The sequence below is a fragment of the Nonomuraea sp. AD125B genome (assembly GCF_041402765.1).
Lineage (GTDB): Bacteria > Actinomycetota > Actinomycetes > Streptosporangiales > Streptosporangiaceae > Nonomuraea > Nonomuraea bangladeshensis.
Window position 1 is genome coordinate 205,934 of record NZ_JBGLOU010000014.1, and the last position, 15,841, is coordinate 221,774.

Below are 15,841 nucleotides of genomic sequence, written 5' to 3' on the forward strand. Positions count from 1 at the left end.
GAGCAGGGTCCGATGAGCAGGGTCCGATGAGCAGGCCCGTCGGGGCCGTCACCAGGGGCACGACGGGCCACAACCGGCTGCGCCGCAGCGACCGGTGGGTGGTCGCGGTCCACGGGCGGCGGCTGCGGGCGGCCGAGCGGCCCCTGGTGGTCGACCTGGGCTACGGGGCCTCGCACACCACGACGCTGGAGCTGTTCACCCGGCTGCGCCGGGTCGCTCCCCGGGTCGAGGTGGTGGGCATCGAGATCGACCCGGCGCGGGTGGCGCTGGCGAAGCCGTACGAGCGGGAGGGCCTGAGCTTCCGGCTCGGCGGCTTCGAGCTGCCCGTGGACCGGCCGCCGGCGCTGGTCCGGGCGTTCAACGTGCTGCGCCAGTACCCCGAGGCGGACGCCTGGCACTACTGGGAGGTGCTGTGCGGCAAGCTCGCCCCGGACGGCGCGCTGGTCGAGGGCACCTGCTCGGAGAACGGGCGGCGGGCGGTCTGGGTGGGCCTGTCGCCCGAGGGGCCGGGCACGCTGACGTTCTCGGCCAGGTTCGACGCCTTCGAGCGGCCCTCCGACCTCGCCGACCGGCTGCCGAAGACGCTCATCCACCGGAACGTGCCGGGTGAGCGGATCCATGCGTTCCTGCGCGATTTCGACCACGCCTGGGCGGTGAGCGCCCCCTACGGGGCGCACGGGGCGCGGCAGCGGTGGCTGGCCGCCGTACGCCTCCTCATGGGCTCCTGGCCGGTGTGCGACCGGCCGCCGCTCGGCGGGTGGCGGCGGTGGCGGCTGGGCGAGCTGACGCTGCCGTGGGCCGCCATCGACCCCCGGTCCGCGCCCTAACCAAGCCGGGCCTCGAAGACCGCGTACGCCGCGGAGTCGAACAGCACGAACCTCACCTCCGTCACCGACGTCTCCGCCGCCCGCACGGCCGCCACGGCGATGCGGGCGGCGTCGTCCATCGGCCAGCCGTAGATGCCGGTGGAGATGGCGGGGAAGGCCACCGTGGCGGCCTCCAGCTCGTCGGCCACCCGCAGCGACTCGCGGTAGCAGGAGGCCAGCAGGTGCGAGCGGTCCTCCGCGGCCGAGTGGACGGGCCCGACGGTGTGGATCACCCAGCGGGCGGGCAGCAGGCCCGCGGTCGTGGCCACCGCCTGGCCGGTCGGCAGGCCGCCCCCGTACCGGCCGGCCCGCAGCTCCCGGCAGGCCCGCAGGATGTCGGGGCCGCCGCGCCGGTGGATGGCGCCGTCCACGCCGCCGCCGCCCATGAGGGAGGAGTTGGCGGCGTTGACGACGGCGTCCACCGGCTGCGCGGTGATGTCGCCCTGGACCAGCGTGATGTTCATGTCCGCCTCTTCCCCCGGCAAGAATCGGGTCTGTGACATCCGGCACCCGAATGCCAGCTCGACGCCTTGTAGAGCTACCCTGAAGGACGTGAAGGGTCTTGGCGAGCTTGAGCGCAGCATCATGGACATCCTGTGGGCGGAGGACGGCGCACTGACCGCCCGCGAGGTCGGCAGGCTCATCGCCGACCGTGACCTCGCGCCGACCACGGTGATGACCGTGCTCGACCGCCTCACCCGCAAAGGGTTCCTGCAGCGCACCCGCGACGGCCGGGCCTGGAGATATCAGCCGGCCGAAAGCCGCGACGCCTACGTCGCCGAGCTTATGCTGGAAGCCTTGGGCATGACGGGCGACCGGTCGGCCGCCCTCACCCGCTTCGCCCAGGCCGTCTCAGGCCCCGAGGCGGACATCCTGCGCAGAGCCCTCACGGAGCTGGAGGAAGAGTGATCACGGCAGCGGCGCTGGCGGTGCTCGCTGCGGCGTGCGCTGTCGGCTCCTGGCGTTTCACCAGAGCCGACTGGACTCCGCGCGCGCCGCGGCTGGCCATCTTTCTCTGGCAGTCCCTGGGCGTGGCCTGGGGGCTCGCGACGACCGGCGCGATGCTGGCGTACGCGGTCCAGCCCTACGACCTCGGCGTGCTGCCGGGGCTCATCGCGTTCGCGCGGGGGGAGACTCCTGCGACCCCGTGGGACGCGCTGCACGTGCTCGCCATGATCGCGGGCGTCACCGCGCTGGCCGTCCTCGTCGCGGTGCTGCTCACCGCCGGGGTCCAGGCGCTGCGGGCGCGTCACCGGCACCGCACGCTGCTCGCGCTCATCGCCCACGACGACCCGGCGATGCCGGGCGTGCGGGTGCTCGACCACCCGGGCGCGGCCGCCTACTGCGTCCCCGGGCTGCGCTCGCAGGTCGTGGTCAGCGAGGGCGCGCGCAGGCTGCTGTCGCAGGACGAGCTCGCGGCCGTGCTGGCGCACGAGGCGGCGCACGTACGCGAGCGTCACGACCTGGTGCTGCTGCCCTTCGCCGCGCTGCGCAGGGCGCTGCCGTGGTCGAAGGTCGTGGCCGACGCGCAGGCGCAGGTCGAGCTGCTCATCGAGATGGCCGCCGACGACCGGGCCCGGCGCTACTGCTCGCCGCGGCGGCTCGCCACGGCGCTGCTCAGGTTCGGCTCGGCGGGGGCCATGCCGACGCCCCACGGCATGCTCGGAGTGCACGCCCACAACGTCATGGCGCGGGTGAACCGCCTGGTCAAGCCCGGCCCCGAGCTCGCGGCGACGGTGCGTTACGGTTATCTCACGCTCGCTGTGACATTGCTCACCGCCGCTCCCACCCTGTGGGTCTACCAGCTCTGATGCTTGCTGGTGTTAACTTCCGCGTTTGCAATTGCAAGCAGCGGGAGGCAGACTATGGGTATGGCACTACCCAAGGTCGGTTCGATCGGTGAATACATCCGCGAGCAGCGGCAGCAGGCGAAGATCTCCCTGCGCCAGCTCGCGGCGGCTGCCGGGGTCTCCAACCCCTACCTCAGCCAGATCGAACGGGGGCTGCGCAAGCCGAGCGCGGAGATCCTCAACCAGATCGCCAAGGGTCTGCGGATCTCCTCACAGGCGCTCTACGTGCAAGCCGGCCTGATCGAGGACCGGGAGCCGCCGAGCGACGTGATCACGGCGATCCGGGCCGATCCGCGTCTCACCGAGCGGCAACGCCAGGTGCTGATCGACATCTACGAGTCGTTCCGCAAGGAGAACCCGGAGGAGGGCGAGCAGACCTCCCAGAACGCTCGCCCCCACTCCGGATCCGAGCAGGACGACGAGCCGCTGCCCGAGGAGTTTCTCGCCGCGCTTGAGCCCTACGCGGCGACCTCACGCAACGGCAACGTCAACCAGGAAACCAAGGAAGGTTAACCCATGACGCTCGCGACCGAGGTCAAGAAGCTCACCGATTCCAAGCCGTTCTACGTCGTCGCCGGTGTCGGCGACTACGCCGTCGAGAAGCTGCGCGAGCTGCCCGAGCAGCTCCAGAAGCTCCAGTCGCGCCGCTCCGAGCTCACCCGCGAGCTGCCCGAGCGCACCCGCGCCTACGCCGACAAGGTCGAGGCCGTCGCCCGCGAGTTCCCCGACAAGGCCCGCGAGTACGCCGACCAGCTGACCAACCGCGCCACCGAGGTCTACGAGGACCTCGCCACGCGCGGCCGCAAGGTCGTCAGCCAGGCCAGCGGCACGGCCGCCCTTGAGCTGGAGGAGGTGTCGGAGGCCGCCGAGCCGCCCGTCGCCAAGCCCGTCGAGCCGAAGAAGCCGGCCGCCCGCCCTCGCACCGCCGCCACCAAGGCCGCCAAGGCCTGACCCGTCGACCCCGCTGATCCGCTGATCCGCGCCGGTCGCGCACGGCCCGTCTCCGCACCGCGGAGGCGGGCCTTTCTGTTCTGGGGTGCCCGGCTGTCGGTCCCGGCTATTAGGCTGGGGAACGGTTTTTCATCACGGGCGTTGGGCGGAGCCGACACATGAGTCTGATCAACGGAGTCTTCAACCTCCTCTTCCTGGTGCTCGCCGCCGTCATCTTCGGCATGTCGGTCTACGCGCTCGTGCACGCGCTGCGGGTGCCGGCCAACGCGTTCCTCGCGGCGGGCAAGCTCCAGAAGCCGCTCTGGCTGCTCATCCTGGTGCTCGCCACGTTGTTCTCCGCCGCGAACGCCTACGAATACCTCATCACCTTCCTCTTCCTCGGCAGCAGCCAGTTCATGGGCATCGGGCTCGGGATCTTCTCGATCCTGGCCGTCATCGCCGCGGCCGTCTACATCGTGGACGTCAAGCCCGCCGTGAAGGGCATGGGCCGGGGCGGCAACAACGGCCCCTACGGACCCTGGTGACCCACTCCGAGCGCGCCGGCCAGGAAGGCGAGGATCTCGTCCCTGGCCGCGAGCGTGGGATGTCCCTCTTCGTCCACGAGGTGGGCGGTGACCACGCTGTGCGGGGTTCCCACCACGTCGCGGAAGAACGGCGGCGGGTCCTCGCGGGCGACGCCGCCCGGTAGGACCCGGCCGTCGAAGGCGTCCCCCAGGAGCGCCCGATAGGCGGCGAAGCGCCGGCCGGTGCACCAGCGGTCGCCCTCGAAGCGGTAGCCGAGCACCTTGAGCCCGTCGCGCCTCACGCGCTCGCGCACCGCGAGCGCGTCGGCCTCGCTGAGCTCCAGCCCGGCGGGGTCGTCCAGCGGCAGTGACGGGTGGTTGACCACCGGCGCGACGACGGCCGGCTCCAGCGCCATGGTGAGGGCGAAGTTGCCGGTGAAGCACAGCCCGATCGCGCCGACGCCCGGACCTCCGCACTCGGCGTGGGCCTGCCGCGCGAGCCCGCGCAGCCATGTCGTGACCGGGCTGGTGCCGCCTCCGGCGAACGCCCGGAACTCCGCGCTCACGCACGCGCGGCGGACGACCTTCTCTCCGTCCTCCACGGTGGGATAGGCGCCGTCCCTGCCGAAGAGCGACGGAACATGGACGGTGAAGCCGGCGTCGCGGATCCACCGCGCCAGGCGGAGGACGTCCGGGCTGATGCCCGGCATCTCCGGCATCAGCACCACCGCGGGCCCGGATCCCGCGACGTACACCGTCTTCACCACCCCCTCCACGTCCACGCTGCGGCGGCGGAAATCGGTGATGGGATCGTCAAGGCTCATGAGGGCAGCCTGTACTGATCGGGCAGGCCGGGGCGATCGGCCGGATCGCCAGGTCCAGGGGTAATCTCGCCACAGGCGTGCCGAGGAGGTCGAGCGTGAGCGAGCTGCGTGTGGGCGTCCTGGCCTATCCGGGGTGTTTCGCCTCCGAGGTGTTCGGCGTCCCCGATCTGCTCACGATGGCCACCCACCTGGGCGGTCCCGGCCTCGTGAGGTACGAGGTGGCGGTCATGTCGCCGCGGAGCCGGGTCGCCGCCTCGGGCGGCACGACGCTGGGAGTCCGCCCGGTACGCGAGGTGGACGTCCTCGTGGTGCCGGGATTCGAGCTCGGACCCGGCCTCGACGTGGCCGCGAAGCTGGCGCCCCTCGGCCCCGAGCTCGCCGTGATCCGCTCGCACGCGGCCGCGGGCAACGCCGTGGTCGCCATCTGCGCCGGCGCCTTCCTGGTCGCCGAGGCGGGGCTGCTCCACCGGCGCAGGGCCACGACGGCCTGGCTCCTCGCCGACGAGCTGGCCCGGCGCTGCCCGGACGCCGAGGTCAGGCCCGAACACCTGGTCGTCACCGACGGAGGGGTGACGACGACGGCGGCCTTCAGCGCGATGTACGACTTCGCGCTGGCGTTGATCCGCGAGCACAGCGGCGCCCGTGTGGCGCGTACGACGGCGCGGGTGGCGCTCGTGGACGACGCCCGTTCGTCCCAGACCCCGTACGTCGACACCCGGCTCCTGCCGCAACCCGGGCACGAGTTCTCCCGCCGGGTCATGCGCCGGCTCGACCAGAACCTCGCCGAGCGGTACGACCTCGCCGCGCTGTCGAGGACGTTCGACGTCAGCACCCGCACGCTGCTGCGGCGCTTCGCCGGCGAGACCGGCCAGAGCCCGCTCGCCTATCTCCAGTCCTCGCGCGTCCGCCGCGCCCGCCATCTCCTGGAGACGACCGACCGCACGGTGGCCGGCATCGCCGCGGCCGTCGGCTACCGGGACCCCGGCACCTTCGCCGCCCTGTTCGCCAGGCACACCGGGCGACGCCCGCAGGACTACCGGGCGGCCTTCCGCCGCGCCACCGGCCGAGGATCTTCCGCGCCGGTCACCGAAAATCTGTCTTCGCCGCAGTAGACATTTGTGGCCGCTGGGGCTAGTGTTTCTCGTATCGCAAGGAACGGTTTGACCGGGCAGCGGAAGTATTGGCAACACGATGAACTGCCCGGAGCACGATGAACGGCAGAAGGTCGGACGTGAAGGGCCAGCGCAGTTGTCAGGGGCCCAGATCGTGGACGCGCTGCCGCAGGTGAAGTCGGACAGTGGTCCGGAAGTCAGAGATGAAGGGAGTGTTGAACGCCATCGGGATCGCCCGTTGCCGGCTGAGTCTCGCCGCTCGGGTACCGCAGTTCCACAGATAGGAAGGTGGTCTACGGTCACGCATCCGCGATCCCCGCAGCACCGCCGTTCAGCACGGCGAATGCGGAAAACAGTGAGCCGGCCGGACGGCCGGTAGATGGTGTTGAACTCTTCGGGGCCCCGGCGCTACAGGCGCCGGGGCCCCCTGTGCGCGTGATGGAAAGGAATGCATGGATCAACCTCGCCCGGCTGCCGAAGGTGACACGCTCCCGCGAGGCAGGATCGCGGACACCGCCGGAGCCACGACTGGAGCCGGCGCCGAAGACCGGTTCGACGATGAGGACTACCCCGCCTACAGCATGGGCGCCGCCGCGGAGATGCTCGGGGTCAGCCCGGCTTTCCTGCGGGCTCTCGGCGCCGCGCGACTGATCGAGCCGAAACGCTCCGGCGGCGGGCACCGCCGCTACTCCCGCCGGCAGCTGCGGCTGGCCGCGCGCGCCCGCGAACTCGTCGATCAGGGCACACCCGTCGAAGCGGCCTGCCGGATCATCGTCCTCGAAGATCAGCTCGCCGAGGCTCTGCGCGTGAACGACGCGCGCGACCAGCCGGCCGGACAGTAGCACCCCGTGACGCAAAAAGACCCGGCGGCGTAAGCCGACCGGGTCTTGGTGTGGCGCTGTCGCGTCAGGCGGCCACGATGTTCTCGGCCTGCGGGCCCTTCTGGCCCTGCGTGATGTCGAAGGACACCTTCTGGCCCTCGTGCAGCTCGCGGTAGCCGCCCTGGGAGACGATGTTGGAGTAGTGGGCGAAGACGTCGGCGCCGCCGCCGTCCTGCTCAATGAAGCCGAAGCCCTTTTCCGAGTTGAACCACTTGACGGTGCCGGAAGCCATGATGATCTCCTCTTGGTCGGTGCAAAAGCCGAAATCCGCACGGTACGGATCTCGCGTCGCCAGATAGGCCCACACCCGGAGAAGACCGGCAAACAAAAAATGCACCTGACGCTACATACCGTCAGGCGCACACAAGTTCATTATGGGTACCACAACTGCAACTTCCGTCAGCCTAGCACACGGTCGACCGTGATGCGAACGGCGCAGCGATGCCAACCTTTCTCCGCGGCCACGGCGTTCAAGGGGCAGTGCCGACATGAGGAGAGACGTTGGATCGCGATGCCGCGTTCACGGCGTTCCTGGATGCCCACCAACGCCCGTTGCTGCGCCTGTGCTATCTGCTCACCGGGGAGGTCCATCTCGCGGAGGACCTCCTGCAGAGCGTGCTGGTCCGCATGCTCGGACGGTGGCCGAAGCTGCGTCATATCGACAATCTGGACGCCTACGCCCGTAAGGCGCTGGTGAACCAGTACATCTCGTGGCGACGGCGCCGCCGCTCAGGTGAAGTGCTGAGCGCCGAGCTGCCCGAGCGCGCCCATTCGAGCGAGGACTCCGCCGTCCTGCGGATCGTGCTGCGTCAGGCGCTCATGCGGCTGACGCCCAAGCAGCGCGCCGTGCTGGTGCTGCGCTTCTACGAGGACCGGACCGAACGCGAGGTGGCCGCCCTCATGGGCTGCTCGGTCGGCACGGTCAAGAGCCAGGCGCACCACGCGCTGGCCCGGCTGCGCGCGCTCGCGCCCGAGCTGGCGTCCCATCTGCCCGCACTGAACGACGACCCGGCCTGGAACGAGGGGGCACGCCGATGACCTGGCTCGGAGATGAGCTCGGCCGCATCGCCGACGAGATGCCGCAGCGCGACCTGGGCGCGGCGGTGTTGGAGCGCCATCAGCGGAGGAGGCGCACCCTGGTGGCGTTCGCCGCCGCCGCGACGGTCGTGGTCACCCTGCTCGCCGCCACGATCGGGGCGCGGACGTTGCTCGCGGAACCGCGCGCCGCGGTCGGCCCGACCCTCCCGCCGGAGCGGTCGAGCATCAGCGTCGGCGTGGTGCCGACGGTGGAGTCCGCGGTCCTGCACGTGGCCCAGAGGATGGGCTATTTCCGGGAGGAGGGGCTGAGCGTGCGGCCGGTGTTCCTGCAGTCGTCGGCGGTCGGGGTGGCCCTGCTCGACCTGAAGCGGCTGGATCTGGCCCAGCTCGACTACGCGACGCTTTTCATGGCGAACGCGTCCGGCAAGGATTTCAAGCTCGTGGCGGCCTTCCATCAGTCCGCGCCGGGAACGCTGGCCCTCGTGGTGAACGCCACCTCGAAGGTGCGGACGGTCGCCGGCCTCAAGCGCAAGGAGATCGCCGTCCCCGGACTCCGCGGGCTCCCGACGCTGGCTCTGACCGCCGCGCTGAAGCGGGCCGGGCTGACGTCGGAGGACGTCATGCTGGTCGAGACCTCCTATCCCGAGATGCTCGGCGGGCTGGAGCGGGGACGGTACGACGCCGCGCTGCTGGCCGAGCCCTTCATCACGGTCGGACGTGAGAGCGGGCAGGTGCGGGTCGTCGGGGACCTGACGAGCGGGGACCTCGCGAACGTGCAGACCTCGGGCATGGCGGCCACCGAGGACTGGATCCGGCACAACCCGCGCACGCTGGCGGCCTTCCAGCGCGCGCTGGGCAAGGCGCAACGCCTGGTCGCCGCAGACCCGGAGCAAGCCCGCGCGGCGCTGCCCACCTACACCAAGATCTCCGAGAAGGCGGTCGCGAACGTCACGCTCGGCTCCTATCCCGGCAAGCTGGATCTGACGCACCTGACGCGGATCGCCGTCCTGGCCCGTGCTCACGGCTGGCTCAAGCGTCTGCCGGAGCCGGGAGAGGCGGTCGCGACGACCGAGTGAGCGGCCTCAGCCCGGCTGGTCGATCTGCCGGGCCAGGCCGTCGAGCAGCGGCCGCAGCCCGAACTCGAAGAGCCGGTCGAGATCGAGGTCGAACTCCCCCAGCTCGCCCAGGAACGCGGCGAAGGCCGCGTATCCCGGCGACTCGCTGACCGCCCGCATGCGCTCCTCCTGCGCGCTCATCCACTCCTCGTCCGACAGGCCGGTGGCGGCGCGGGCCCGCCGCTCCTGCTCGAAGTTGGCGGCCAGGCCCTGCACGAAGCTGTAGAGCAGGATGTGCACGTTCATCTTGGCCGTCGCGTCGAGCCGGGTGCCGGCCAGGGCGCTCATCACCCACTCCGAGTGCTTCAGCAGGGCGGCGGAGGGCAGCGGGCGGTACAGCGAGGTGACCCCCGCCATCCAGGGGTGCGCCCGGTAGGCGGCCCACTGCAGCCGGGCGCTCGTCTCCAGCGCCTCGCGCCAGCCGGCGGGCCGCTCCCCGGGCAGCGGGTGGTCGTCGAGCACCGCGTCGACCATGAGCAGGACCAGCTCGTCCTTGCCGCTGACGTGGCGGTAGAGGGACATGGTGGCCATCCCCAGCCGGTCGGCGAGCGCGCGCATGGTCAGCTCGTCGAGCCCGTCGGCGTCGGCCAGCTCGACGGCGGCCCGCACGACGCGCTCGCGGGCGCCGCCCGGCTCGCGGGCCGCCTGTCCTGAGCCGCGGCGGCCAGTGGAACGGCCGGTCGAACGACCCGGCCCGCGGAGCTCGGCGACGACCGTGCCGACCCGCGGCTCGGCGACCACCACTCCCTCCTGGGCCAGCAGCGCGAGGGCCTTGGCGGCGGTGGCCAGGGCGACGTCCCAGTCGCGGGCGAGCTGGCGGGTGGAGGGCACGCGGTCGCCGGGGCGCAGCCTGCCGTCGGCGATGCGCCGCTTGATGTCGCAGGCGATGCGGGCGTAGGGCGGAGTGTCCATCTATCTCCTGTTCTAGTACAGATCCTCTCATTATAGCCTTGTGGCCTGCTGTATGTACGCCGTACATTCAGTTCCGCGTACAACGTACAAACCAAGGAGCGGAACATGAAGGTGCTCATCTCGGGCGCGAGCGTCGGCGGTCCCGTCCTGGCCTACTGGCTGGGGCGGCACGGGATCGAGGCGGAGATCGTCGAGCGGGCCCCGGCCCCGCGCACCGGCGGGCAGGCCATCGACGTCCGGGGCGCGGCGCTCACGGTCGCCGACCGGATGGGCGTCCTGGAGCGGGCCAGGGCCCTGCGCACCCGGATGCGCGGCATGTCGATGGTGGACGGCTCCGGCACCGAGCTCATGCGCAGCACCGAGGGCACGCTGAGCGGCGGCGCGTTCGACAGCCCCGACGTCGAGATCATGCGCGACGACCTGACCGCGCTGGTCCTCGCCGCCGCCGACCCGGCCATCGTCTACGGCGACTCGATCGCCGCCCTCGACCAGGACGCGGACGGCGTGGACGTCACGTTCGACAGCGGCCGGCGCGAGCGCTACGACCACGTGGTCGGCGCGGACGGGCTGCACTCCAACGTACGCCGCCTGGCCTTCGGCCCCGAGGAGCGCTACGTCCGCCACCTCGGCGCGTACGTCGCCATCTTCACCGCGCCCAATTTCCTCGGCCTCGACCACTGGCAGACCTGGTTCCGCGAGGGCCAGGTGGGCGGCGTCGTCTACAGCGACCGCGACGCCACCACGATGCGGGTCAACCTGGGCTTCGAGGACGGCCCGATCGCCTACGACCACCGCGACCTCGACGCCCAGAAGCGGCTCGTCCACGAGCGCTGCGCCGGCCTCGGCTGGGAGGTGCCCCGGCTGCTCGACGCGATGGGGAAGGCGGACGACTTCTACTTCGACGCGATGGCGCAGGTGGTGATGGACCGCTGGTCGGCCGGGCGGGTGACGCTGGTGGGCGACGCCGGCTACTGCGCCTCGCCGCTGTCGGGGCAGGGCACCAGCCTCGCGATGGTGGGGGCGTACGTGCTGGCGCAGGAGCTCGGCGCGGCCCCGGACGGCGCCTTCGACCGTTACGAGCGGCGGATGCGCCCGTTCGTGGCCGCCAACCAGGCGCTCGCCACCGAGAATCCCGGCCAGGGCGCGGCCCCGGAGAGCATCGAACGGGCGGCGAACGCCATCACGCTCGATTGACGGGACAAACCGCTACGATTTGCCGCCATGACCGGTTTCAGACTCACGCTGGCCGCGCTGGGGGCCACCGCTCTGACGCTGACCGCCGCTCCCGCCGCCCTCGCCGGCACGGCCGGGATCACGGACGACGTCACGATGACCCTCGGCAAGGACGGCACCCTGCACGTGGTCGAGAAGATCAGCGGCGGGTCGAGCGGTCTGAAGCGCACCTTCATCACCCGCACCCGGTACGACGACGGCAACGACCGCCTCTACCAGATCTCGAACGTCAAGGGCGGCACCTTCGACGGCGACGTGCTCACCGTGACGAGCGGCACCGTCGAGTACGACGTCAAGGGCGCGGTGATGTCCTCGGGCGGCGTCGAGGAGCTGCGCTGGTTCGCGGTGAGCGGCTGGAACCAGCAGGTCGCCAAGGCCACCGTCAAGGTGCAGGGCCCCGGCCAGGTGCAGAACCTGTCCTGCTTCGCCGGCGAGCTCAGCTCCGCCGTCGGCTGCACCGCCGCCTCCATGGACCACACCGGCACGCAGGCCGACTTCGAGCAGGAGAACCTGGCGACCGGCGAGGCCCTGACCGTCGTCATCGGCTATCCGGCGGGCTCCAGCAAGGGCACGCCGATCCTGGAGCGGCGCTTCTCGCTGGCCTCGGCGTTCACGCTGAACACCGTCACCGGCGGCGCCCTGGCCGGCCTGCTGGTGCTGCTGCTCGGCGGCGTGGGCCTGCTCTACTGGACGCGGGGCCGCGACGCCCGCGTGGCGGGCGGCGACCAGGGGGCGGTCAACCCCGTACAGAACGGGCACTTCTCCCCGCCGGACGGGGTCCGTCCCGGCCAGATCGGCACGCTCGTGGACGAGCAGGCCGACGTCGTGGACGTCACCGCCACCATCGTGGACCTCGCCGTCCGCGGCTACCTGCGCATCGACGAGCAGCCCCGCCAGACCTACGACGCGCCCGACTGGCTGCTCGTACGCCTCCCCACCGCGCCGGTCGACGCCCTGCTGCCCTACGAGAAGGCGCTCCACGACGCCATCTTCGACGGCCGGGACGCGGTGCTGCTGTCGCAACTGTCGGGGACGTTCGCCGCGCACCTGGGCAAGGTGCGTGACGCGCTCTACGCCGACGTGGTCAAGCAGGGCTGGTTCGCCCGGCGGCCCGACACCGAGCGCACCCGCTGGACGACGGTGGGCGTCGTCCTCATCGTGGCCGGCGTGCTCGCCACGGCGGGGCTCGCCTGGTTCACCACGTACGGTCTGCTCGGCCTCGCCGTCATCATCGCGGGCGCCGCGCTCGCCGTCGGCGGACAGTACATGCCGGCCAAGACCGCCAAGGGCTCGGCGGCGCTGGCCCACACCCTGGGCTTCCGCGAGTATCTGTTCTCCGGGGACCTGGGCCACGTGCCCGAGCAGCACCGGGTGGAGCTGTTCTCGCGCTACCTGCCGTACGCGGTGATCTTCGACGGCGTGGAGCACTGGTCGCGGGTGGTGGCCTCCGTCACCGGCAACGGCCACCAGGCCGACAACCTCTACTGGTATCACGGGCCCGCGGAGTGGGACCTGTCGAAGTTCGCCGGCTCGATGCGTACGTTCTGCACGACGACCTCGGGCGCCATCTCCGCCACCCGCCAGTTCCGCAGCCTGTGAACGGCTAGCGGATCCGTATCTCGCCGACCGGCCGTCCCCCGCCGAGCACCTGCGGGGCGGCCAGCTCGGCCAGCTCAGGGGCGTCGAGGCCGAGCGAGCGCAGCGCCGCCACCGTGACCGGCCCGCGGGCCCGCGCCGAGCCGTCCTCGATCTTGACGGCGCCCGCCCTGCCGTCCTCGAAGGCGAACGCGTCGAACCCCTCGGCGCCCGCCTTCAGCATCAGGCCGGGCAGCGCGCGCATGAGCTTCGCCTCGGGCCGGTCGGTGCCGGACGTCCACTCGGGGTGGGCGCGCATCGCGTCGAAGATCCTGCGTTCGTACGAGTCCTCCGACGACCTCGGGAACGCCCGGAACGCCTTGGTCACCCCCAGCATCGACACGAAGAACAGCGGCGCCCCGCAGCCGTCCACGCCCGAGGCCGCCACCCGCTCGCCGGTGAGCTCCTCGACGGTCTGCCTGATCGCCCGCTGCAGCGGATGAGACGGCTCCAGGTAGGTGGTCAGCGGCCAGTCGTTGACCGCGCAGGTGGCCAGCATGGCGGCGTGCTTGCCCGAGCAGTTCATGTAGATCCGGCCGTACTCGGTCGAGCGCCGGTCGGCCGGGTGGTCCTCGGGGCACTGCAGCGCCGACTCCTCCAGCCCGGCGCCCGCGAGGATCTTGCGTACCCCCTCCACGTGGAACGGCTCGCCCGAGTGCGAGGCGCAGGCCAGCGCCAGCAGCTCGCCCTCCAGCGCCAGCCCGCTGCGCAGCATGCCGAGCGCCTGGAGCGGCTTCATCGACGAGCGCGGCGAGGCGGGCACGTGCACCGCGCCCCGCGTCTCGACCAGGCGGCCTTCGGCGTCCACGGTCAGCATGCGGGCCTGATGCGTGGACTCCACGAACCCGGATCGCACGACTTCCACGAGCAACGACATATCCGAACCCCTTTCGGGACGAGTCTACGGAGGGTCTTTCCTGGTCCAGAATGAGATGTCATGCGAGCAGTGGTGCAGCGAGTGAGTTCAGCGTCCGTGGAGGTCGAGGGCCGCACGGTCGGCGAGATCGCCGAGCCCGGCCTGCTCGTCCTGGTCGGGGTCACGCACACCGACACGAGAGCCGAGGCGGCCAAGCTCGCCGCCAAGCTGTGGGGCCTGCGGATCCTGCACGGCGAGAAGTCGTGCTCCGACGTCGCCGCCCCGCTCCTGGTGATCAGCCAGTTCACCCTCTACGGCGACGCGCGCAAGGGCCGGCGGCCCACCTGGCAGGCCGCCGCCCCGGGGCCCGTCGCCGAGCCCCTGGTGGACGCCGTCGTCGAGGAGCTGCGCGCGCTCGGCGCCCGCGTGGAGACGGGCGTGTTCGGCGCGGACATGAAGGTCTCGCTCGTCAACGACGGCCCGATCACCCTCGTCCTGGAGTTCTGAACCCCGGCTTACCTGATCCGGCGGCGCAGCGACGGGTCGATGGAGACGTTGCGCCCCGCGTCCGGCGGCACCACGACCTCCTGGCTGGCCGCGACGCCGCCCGCCAGCAGCGGCGCGTCGACCGGCACCGTGCGCTTGACCACGGCCAGCGCGATCGGGCCCAGCTCGTGGTGGCGGGCCGCCGAGCCGACCACGCCGACCTCCTGGCTCTCGAAGATCACCGGGTCGCCGTGCACGGGCAGCGTGTCCACGCTGCCGTCGAGGTGCAGGAACACCAGGCGGCGCGGCGGGTGCCCGAGGTTGTGGACCCGCGCCACGGTCTCCTGGCCGCGGTAGCAGCCCTTGGTCAGGTGGACGGCCGAGCCGATCCAGCCCACCTCGTGCGGGATCGTCTTGTGGTCGGTCTCGAAGCCCAGCCGCGGCCGGTGCGCCTCGATGCGCAGCGCCTCGTACGCCCACAGCCCCGCCAGCGGCCTGCCCAGGTGCTCGGGCAGCTCGGCGCGCGGCACCAGGACGTCGGCGTCGGCCGTGGAGAGCACGGCGAGGTCGTCGGCCCGCGACACCTCGACCCGCAGCATGAACCGCATGCGGTCGAGATAGTCGATCAGGCTCTGCGCGGTGCCCGGCTCGACGTGGGCCAGCACGCTCTCGCCGTCGTCGACCAGGGTCAGGTGGTGCAGCACGCGGCCCTGCAGGTCGAGGTCGAGCGTCTGCGTCCACTCGCCCGGTTTGAGCGTGTCGAGCTTCTGCGAGGTCAGGTCGTTGAGCCATTTCAGCCGGTCGGCGCCGGAGATCCGGACCACCTCGCGGTTGCTGCGATCGACGACCGCCTCGCCCTTGGCCAGCGCGCGCTGCTCGGCGAACAGGTCGCCGTAGTGGGCGGCTACGTCGGAGTCCGGGGCGTCAGCGGCGACCGCGCCGGGAAGGTCGAGCAGAGGGCTACGCATGCCCTCCAGGCTATCGGCAGTCGCGGCAACGTCCGAAGACGGTCAGGTGGTGGACGTCGGCGACGAACCCCATCTCGTCGTCCAGCGCCTTCACCATCCCCTCGGCCAGCTCCGGCCGCACCTCGAACACCTGGTCACAGCCCCGGCACACCAGGTGGACGTGGTCGGCCTCGGCCGCCAGGTGGTAGGTCGGCGCGCCGTGCCCGAGATGCGTGTGGGTGACCAGCCCCAGCTCCTCCAGCAGCTCCAGCGTGCGGTAGACGGTCGAGATGTTGACCCCGCGCGCCGTCTCGCGCACCTTGACGCAGATCTCCTCCGGTGTGGCGTGCTCCAGATCCTTGACCGCTTCGAGGACGAGCTGGCGCTGCGGCGTGACCCGGTAGCCCTTCGCGCGGAGTTCCTCGTGCCACTGCGTGTCGGTCATGCTCCCGAGTCTACGGCCCGGTGATATTCATTTGCCTCCCGCGCGAACGAGCACATAACTTCATGAGTACGCGGAAAGGAGGTGGTCCGAATAATGGTGAGTCATAGTCGGGCTAGCGAGGTGGTTGTCCGCTGACGTCGCGGACGCCTGTCTCGGTCTCGTGACGTGACGCGAATACGAGGCAACC

General features: G+C 71.4%; 20 protein-coding genes. 13 read left to right on the top strand and 7 right to left on the bottom strand.

What is annotated here, in order from left to right; genetic code table 11:
* The first annotated feature begins 26 nt into the window (after positions 1-26).
* Positions 27-827 carry a class I SAM-dependent methyltransferase gene (locus ACBR40_RS33515; RefSeq protein WP_371251303.1) on the top strand — a complete coding sequence of 267 codons (801 nt, stop codon included), beginning with the start codon at positions 27-29 and terminating at the stop codon, positions 825-827.
* Here ACBR40_RS33515 and ACBR40_RS33520 read toward each other — a convergent pair.
* Positions 824-1,330 carry an O-acetyl-ADP-ribose deacetylase gene (locus ACBR40_RS33520; RefSeq protein WP_371251304.1) on the bottom strand — a complete coding sequence of 169 codons (507 nt, stop codon included), beginning with the start codon at positions 1,328-1,330 and terminating at the stop codon, positions 824-826. The genes ACBR40_RS33515 and ACBR40_RS33520 overlap by 4 nt on opposite strands.
* Here ACBR40_RS33520 and ACBR40_RS33525 point away from each other — a divergent pair.
* The 5 genes from ACBR40_RS33525 (at position 1,329) to ACBR40_RS33545 (ending at position 4,191) form a co-directional block, all read left to right on the top strand.
* Complete coding sequence (locus tag ACBR40_RS33525) at positions 1,329-1,775, top strand: BlaI/MecI/CopY family transcriptional regulator (RefSeq protein ID WP_344217950.1); 447 nt, start codon at positions 1,329-1,331, stop codon at positions 1,773-1,775. The genes ACBR40_RS33520 and ACBR40_RS33525 overlap by 2 nt on opposite strands.
* Positions 1,772-2,677, top strand: a complete 906-nt coding sequence (locus ACBR40_RS33530; protein ID WP_371251305.1) for a M56 family metallopeptidase — start codon at positions 1,772-1,774, stop codon at positions 2,675-2,677. The genes ACBR40_RS33525 and ACBR40_RS33530 overlap by 4 nt, the downstream gene beginning before the upstream one ends.
* Positions 2,678-2,737: 60 nt before the next feature.
* Entirely contained in the window at positions 2,738-3,229 is a 492-nt protein-coding gene (locus tag ACBR40_RS33535) for a helix-turn-helix transcriptional regulator (protein ID WP_344217954.1), read from the top strand.
* A gap of 3 nt (positions 3,230-3,232) precedes the next feature.
* Entirely contained in the window at positions 3,233-3,667 is a 435-nt protein-coding gene (locus ACBR40_RS33540; protein WP_344217956.1) for a hypothetical protein, read from the top strand.
* A gap of 158 nt (positions 3,668-3,825) precedes the next feature.
* Positions 3,826-4,191: a DUF2516 family protein gene (locus ACBR40_RS33545; protein WP_020544674.1), complete on the top strand. Its 366-nt coding sequence runs from the start codon at positions 3,826-3,828 to the stop codon at positions 4,189-4,191.
* On the opposite strand, the gene ACBR40_RS33550 is transcribed toward ACBR40_RS33545, so the two are convergent.
* Positions 4,176-4,994: a dienelactone hydrolase family protein gene (locus tag ACBR40_RS33550; protein ID WP_371251306.1), complete on the bottom strand. Its 819-nt coding sequence runs from the start codon at positions 4,992-4,994 to the stop codon at positions 4,176-4,178. The genes ACBR40_RS33545 and ACBR40_RS33550 overlap by 16 nt on opposite strands.
* A 95-nt stretch (positions 4,995-5,089) precedes the next feature.
* Between ACBR40_RS33550 and ACBR40_RS33555 the strand changes: the two genes are divergently transcribed.
* Together ACBR40_RS33555 and ACBR40_RS33560 are read left to right on the top strand one after the other, a co-directional pair.
* A complete protein-coding gene (locus tag ACBR40_RS33555) occupies positions 5,090-6,106 on the top strand; it encodes a helix-turn-helix domain-containing protein (RefSeq protein WP_344217960.1) in 1,017 nt (338 codons plus the stop codon).
* 581 nt (positions 6,107-6,687) lie between these two features.
* Complete coding sequence (locus ACBR40_RS33560; RefSeq protein ID WP_344218094.1) at positions 6,688-6,948, top strand: MerR family transcriptional regulator; 261 nt, start codon at positions 6,688-6,690, stop codon at positions 6,946-6,948.
* A gap of 64 nt (positions 6,949-7,012) precedes the next feature.
* Here the strand turns inward: ACBR40_RS33560 and ACBR40_RS33565 are convergent, their stop codons facing one another.
* On the bottom strand, positions 7,013-7,219 hold the full coding sequence (locus ACBR40_RS33565) for a cold-shock protein (RefSeq protein WP_344217962.1): 207 nt from the start codon (positions 7,217-7,219) through the stop codon (positions 7,013-7,015).
* A 269-nt stretch (positions 7,220-7,488) separates the two neighbouring features.
* On the opposite strand from ACBR40_RS33565, the gene ACBR40_RS33570 reads away from it, so the two are divergent.
* Positions 7,489-8,025 carry a SigE family RNA polymerase sigma factor gene (locus ACBR40_RS33570; RefSeq protein WP_344217964.1) on the top strand — a complete coding sequence of 179 codons (537 nt, stop codon included), beginning with the start codon at positions 7,489-7,491 and terminating at the stop codon, positions 8,023-8,025.
* The gene (locus ACBR40_RS33575; protein WP_371251307.1) at positions 8,022-9,101 is read left to right on the top strand and encodes an ABC transporter substrate-binding protein; all 1,080 of its coding nucleotides are present in this window, start codon (positions 8,022-8,024) and stop codon (positions 9,099-9,101) included. Before ACBR40_RS33570 ends, ACBR40_RS33575 begins: the two co-directional genes overlap by 4 nt.
* A 6-nt stretch (positions 9,102-9,107) precedes the next feature.
* On the opposite strand, the gene ACBR40_RS33580 is transcribed toward ACBR40_RS33575, so the two are convergent.
* Entirely contained in the window at positions 9,108-10,052 is a 945-nt protein-coding gene (locus tag ACBR40_RS33580; RefSeq protein ID WP_371251308.1) for a GntR family transcriptional regulator, read from the bottom strand.
* A gap of 105 nt (positions 10,053-10,157) precedes the next feature.
* On the opposite strand from ACBR40_RS33580, the gene ACBR40_RS33585 reads away from it, so the two are divergent.
* Positions 10,158-11,246, top strand: a complete 1,089-nt coding sequence (locus tag ACBR40_RS33585; protein ID WP_371251309.1) for an FAD-dependent monooxygenase — start codon at positions 10,158-10,160, stop codon at positions 11,244-11,246.
* A 27-nt stretch (positions 11,247-11,273) separates the two neighbouring features.
* Positions 11,274-12,884, top strand: a complete 1,611-nt coding sequence (locus ACBR40_RS33590; RefSeq protein WP_371251310.1) for a DUF2207 domain-containing protein — start codon at positions 11,274-11,276, stop codon at positions 12,882-12,884.
* 4 nt (positions 12,885-12,888) lie between these two features.
* Here ACBR40_RS33590 and ACBR40_RS33595 read toward each other — a convergent pair whose 3' ends face one another.
* Positions 12,889-13,785, bottom strand: a complete 897-nt coding sequence (locus tag ACBR40_RS33595; protein ID WP_371251311.1) for an asparaginase — start codon at positions 13,783-13,785, stop codon at positions 12,889-12,891.
* A gap of 72 nt (positions 13,786-13,857) precedes the next feature.
* Between ACBR40_RS33595 and dtd the strand changes: the two genes are divergently transcribed.
* On the top strand, positions 13,858-14,283 hold the full coding sequence (gene dtd / locus ACBR40_RS33600; protein WP_344217976.1) for a D-aminoacyl-tRNA deacylase: 426 nt from the start codon (positions 13,858-13,860) through the stop codon (positions 14,281-14,283).
* A gap of 8 nt (positions 14,284-14,291) precedes the next feature.
* On the opposite strand, the gene ACBR40_RS33605 is transcribed toward dtd, so the two are convergent.
* Entirely contained in the window at positions 14,292-15,230 is a 939-nt protein-coding gene (locus ACBR40_RS33605; RefSeq protein ID WP_371251312.1) for a folate-binding protein YgfZ, read from the bottom strand.
* Between the two features lie 10 nt (positions 15,231-15,240).
* Entirely contained in the window at positions 15,241-15,654 is a 414-nt protein-coding gene (locus tag ACBR40_RS33610) for a Fur family transcriptional regulator (protein WP_344217979.1), read from the bottom strand.
* Positions 15,655-15,841: the final 187 nt, after the last annotated feature.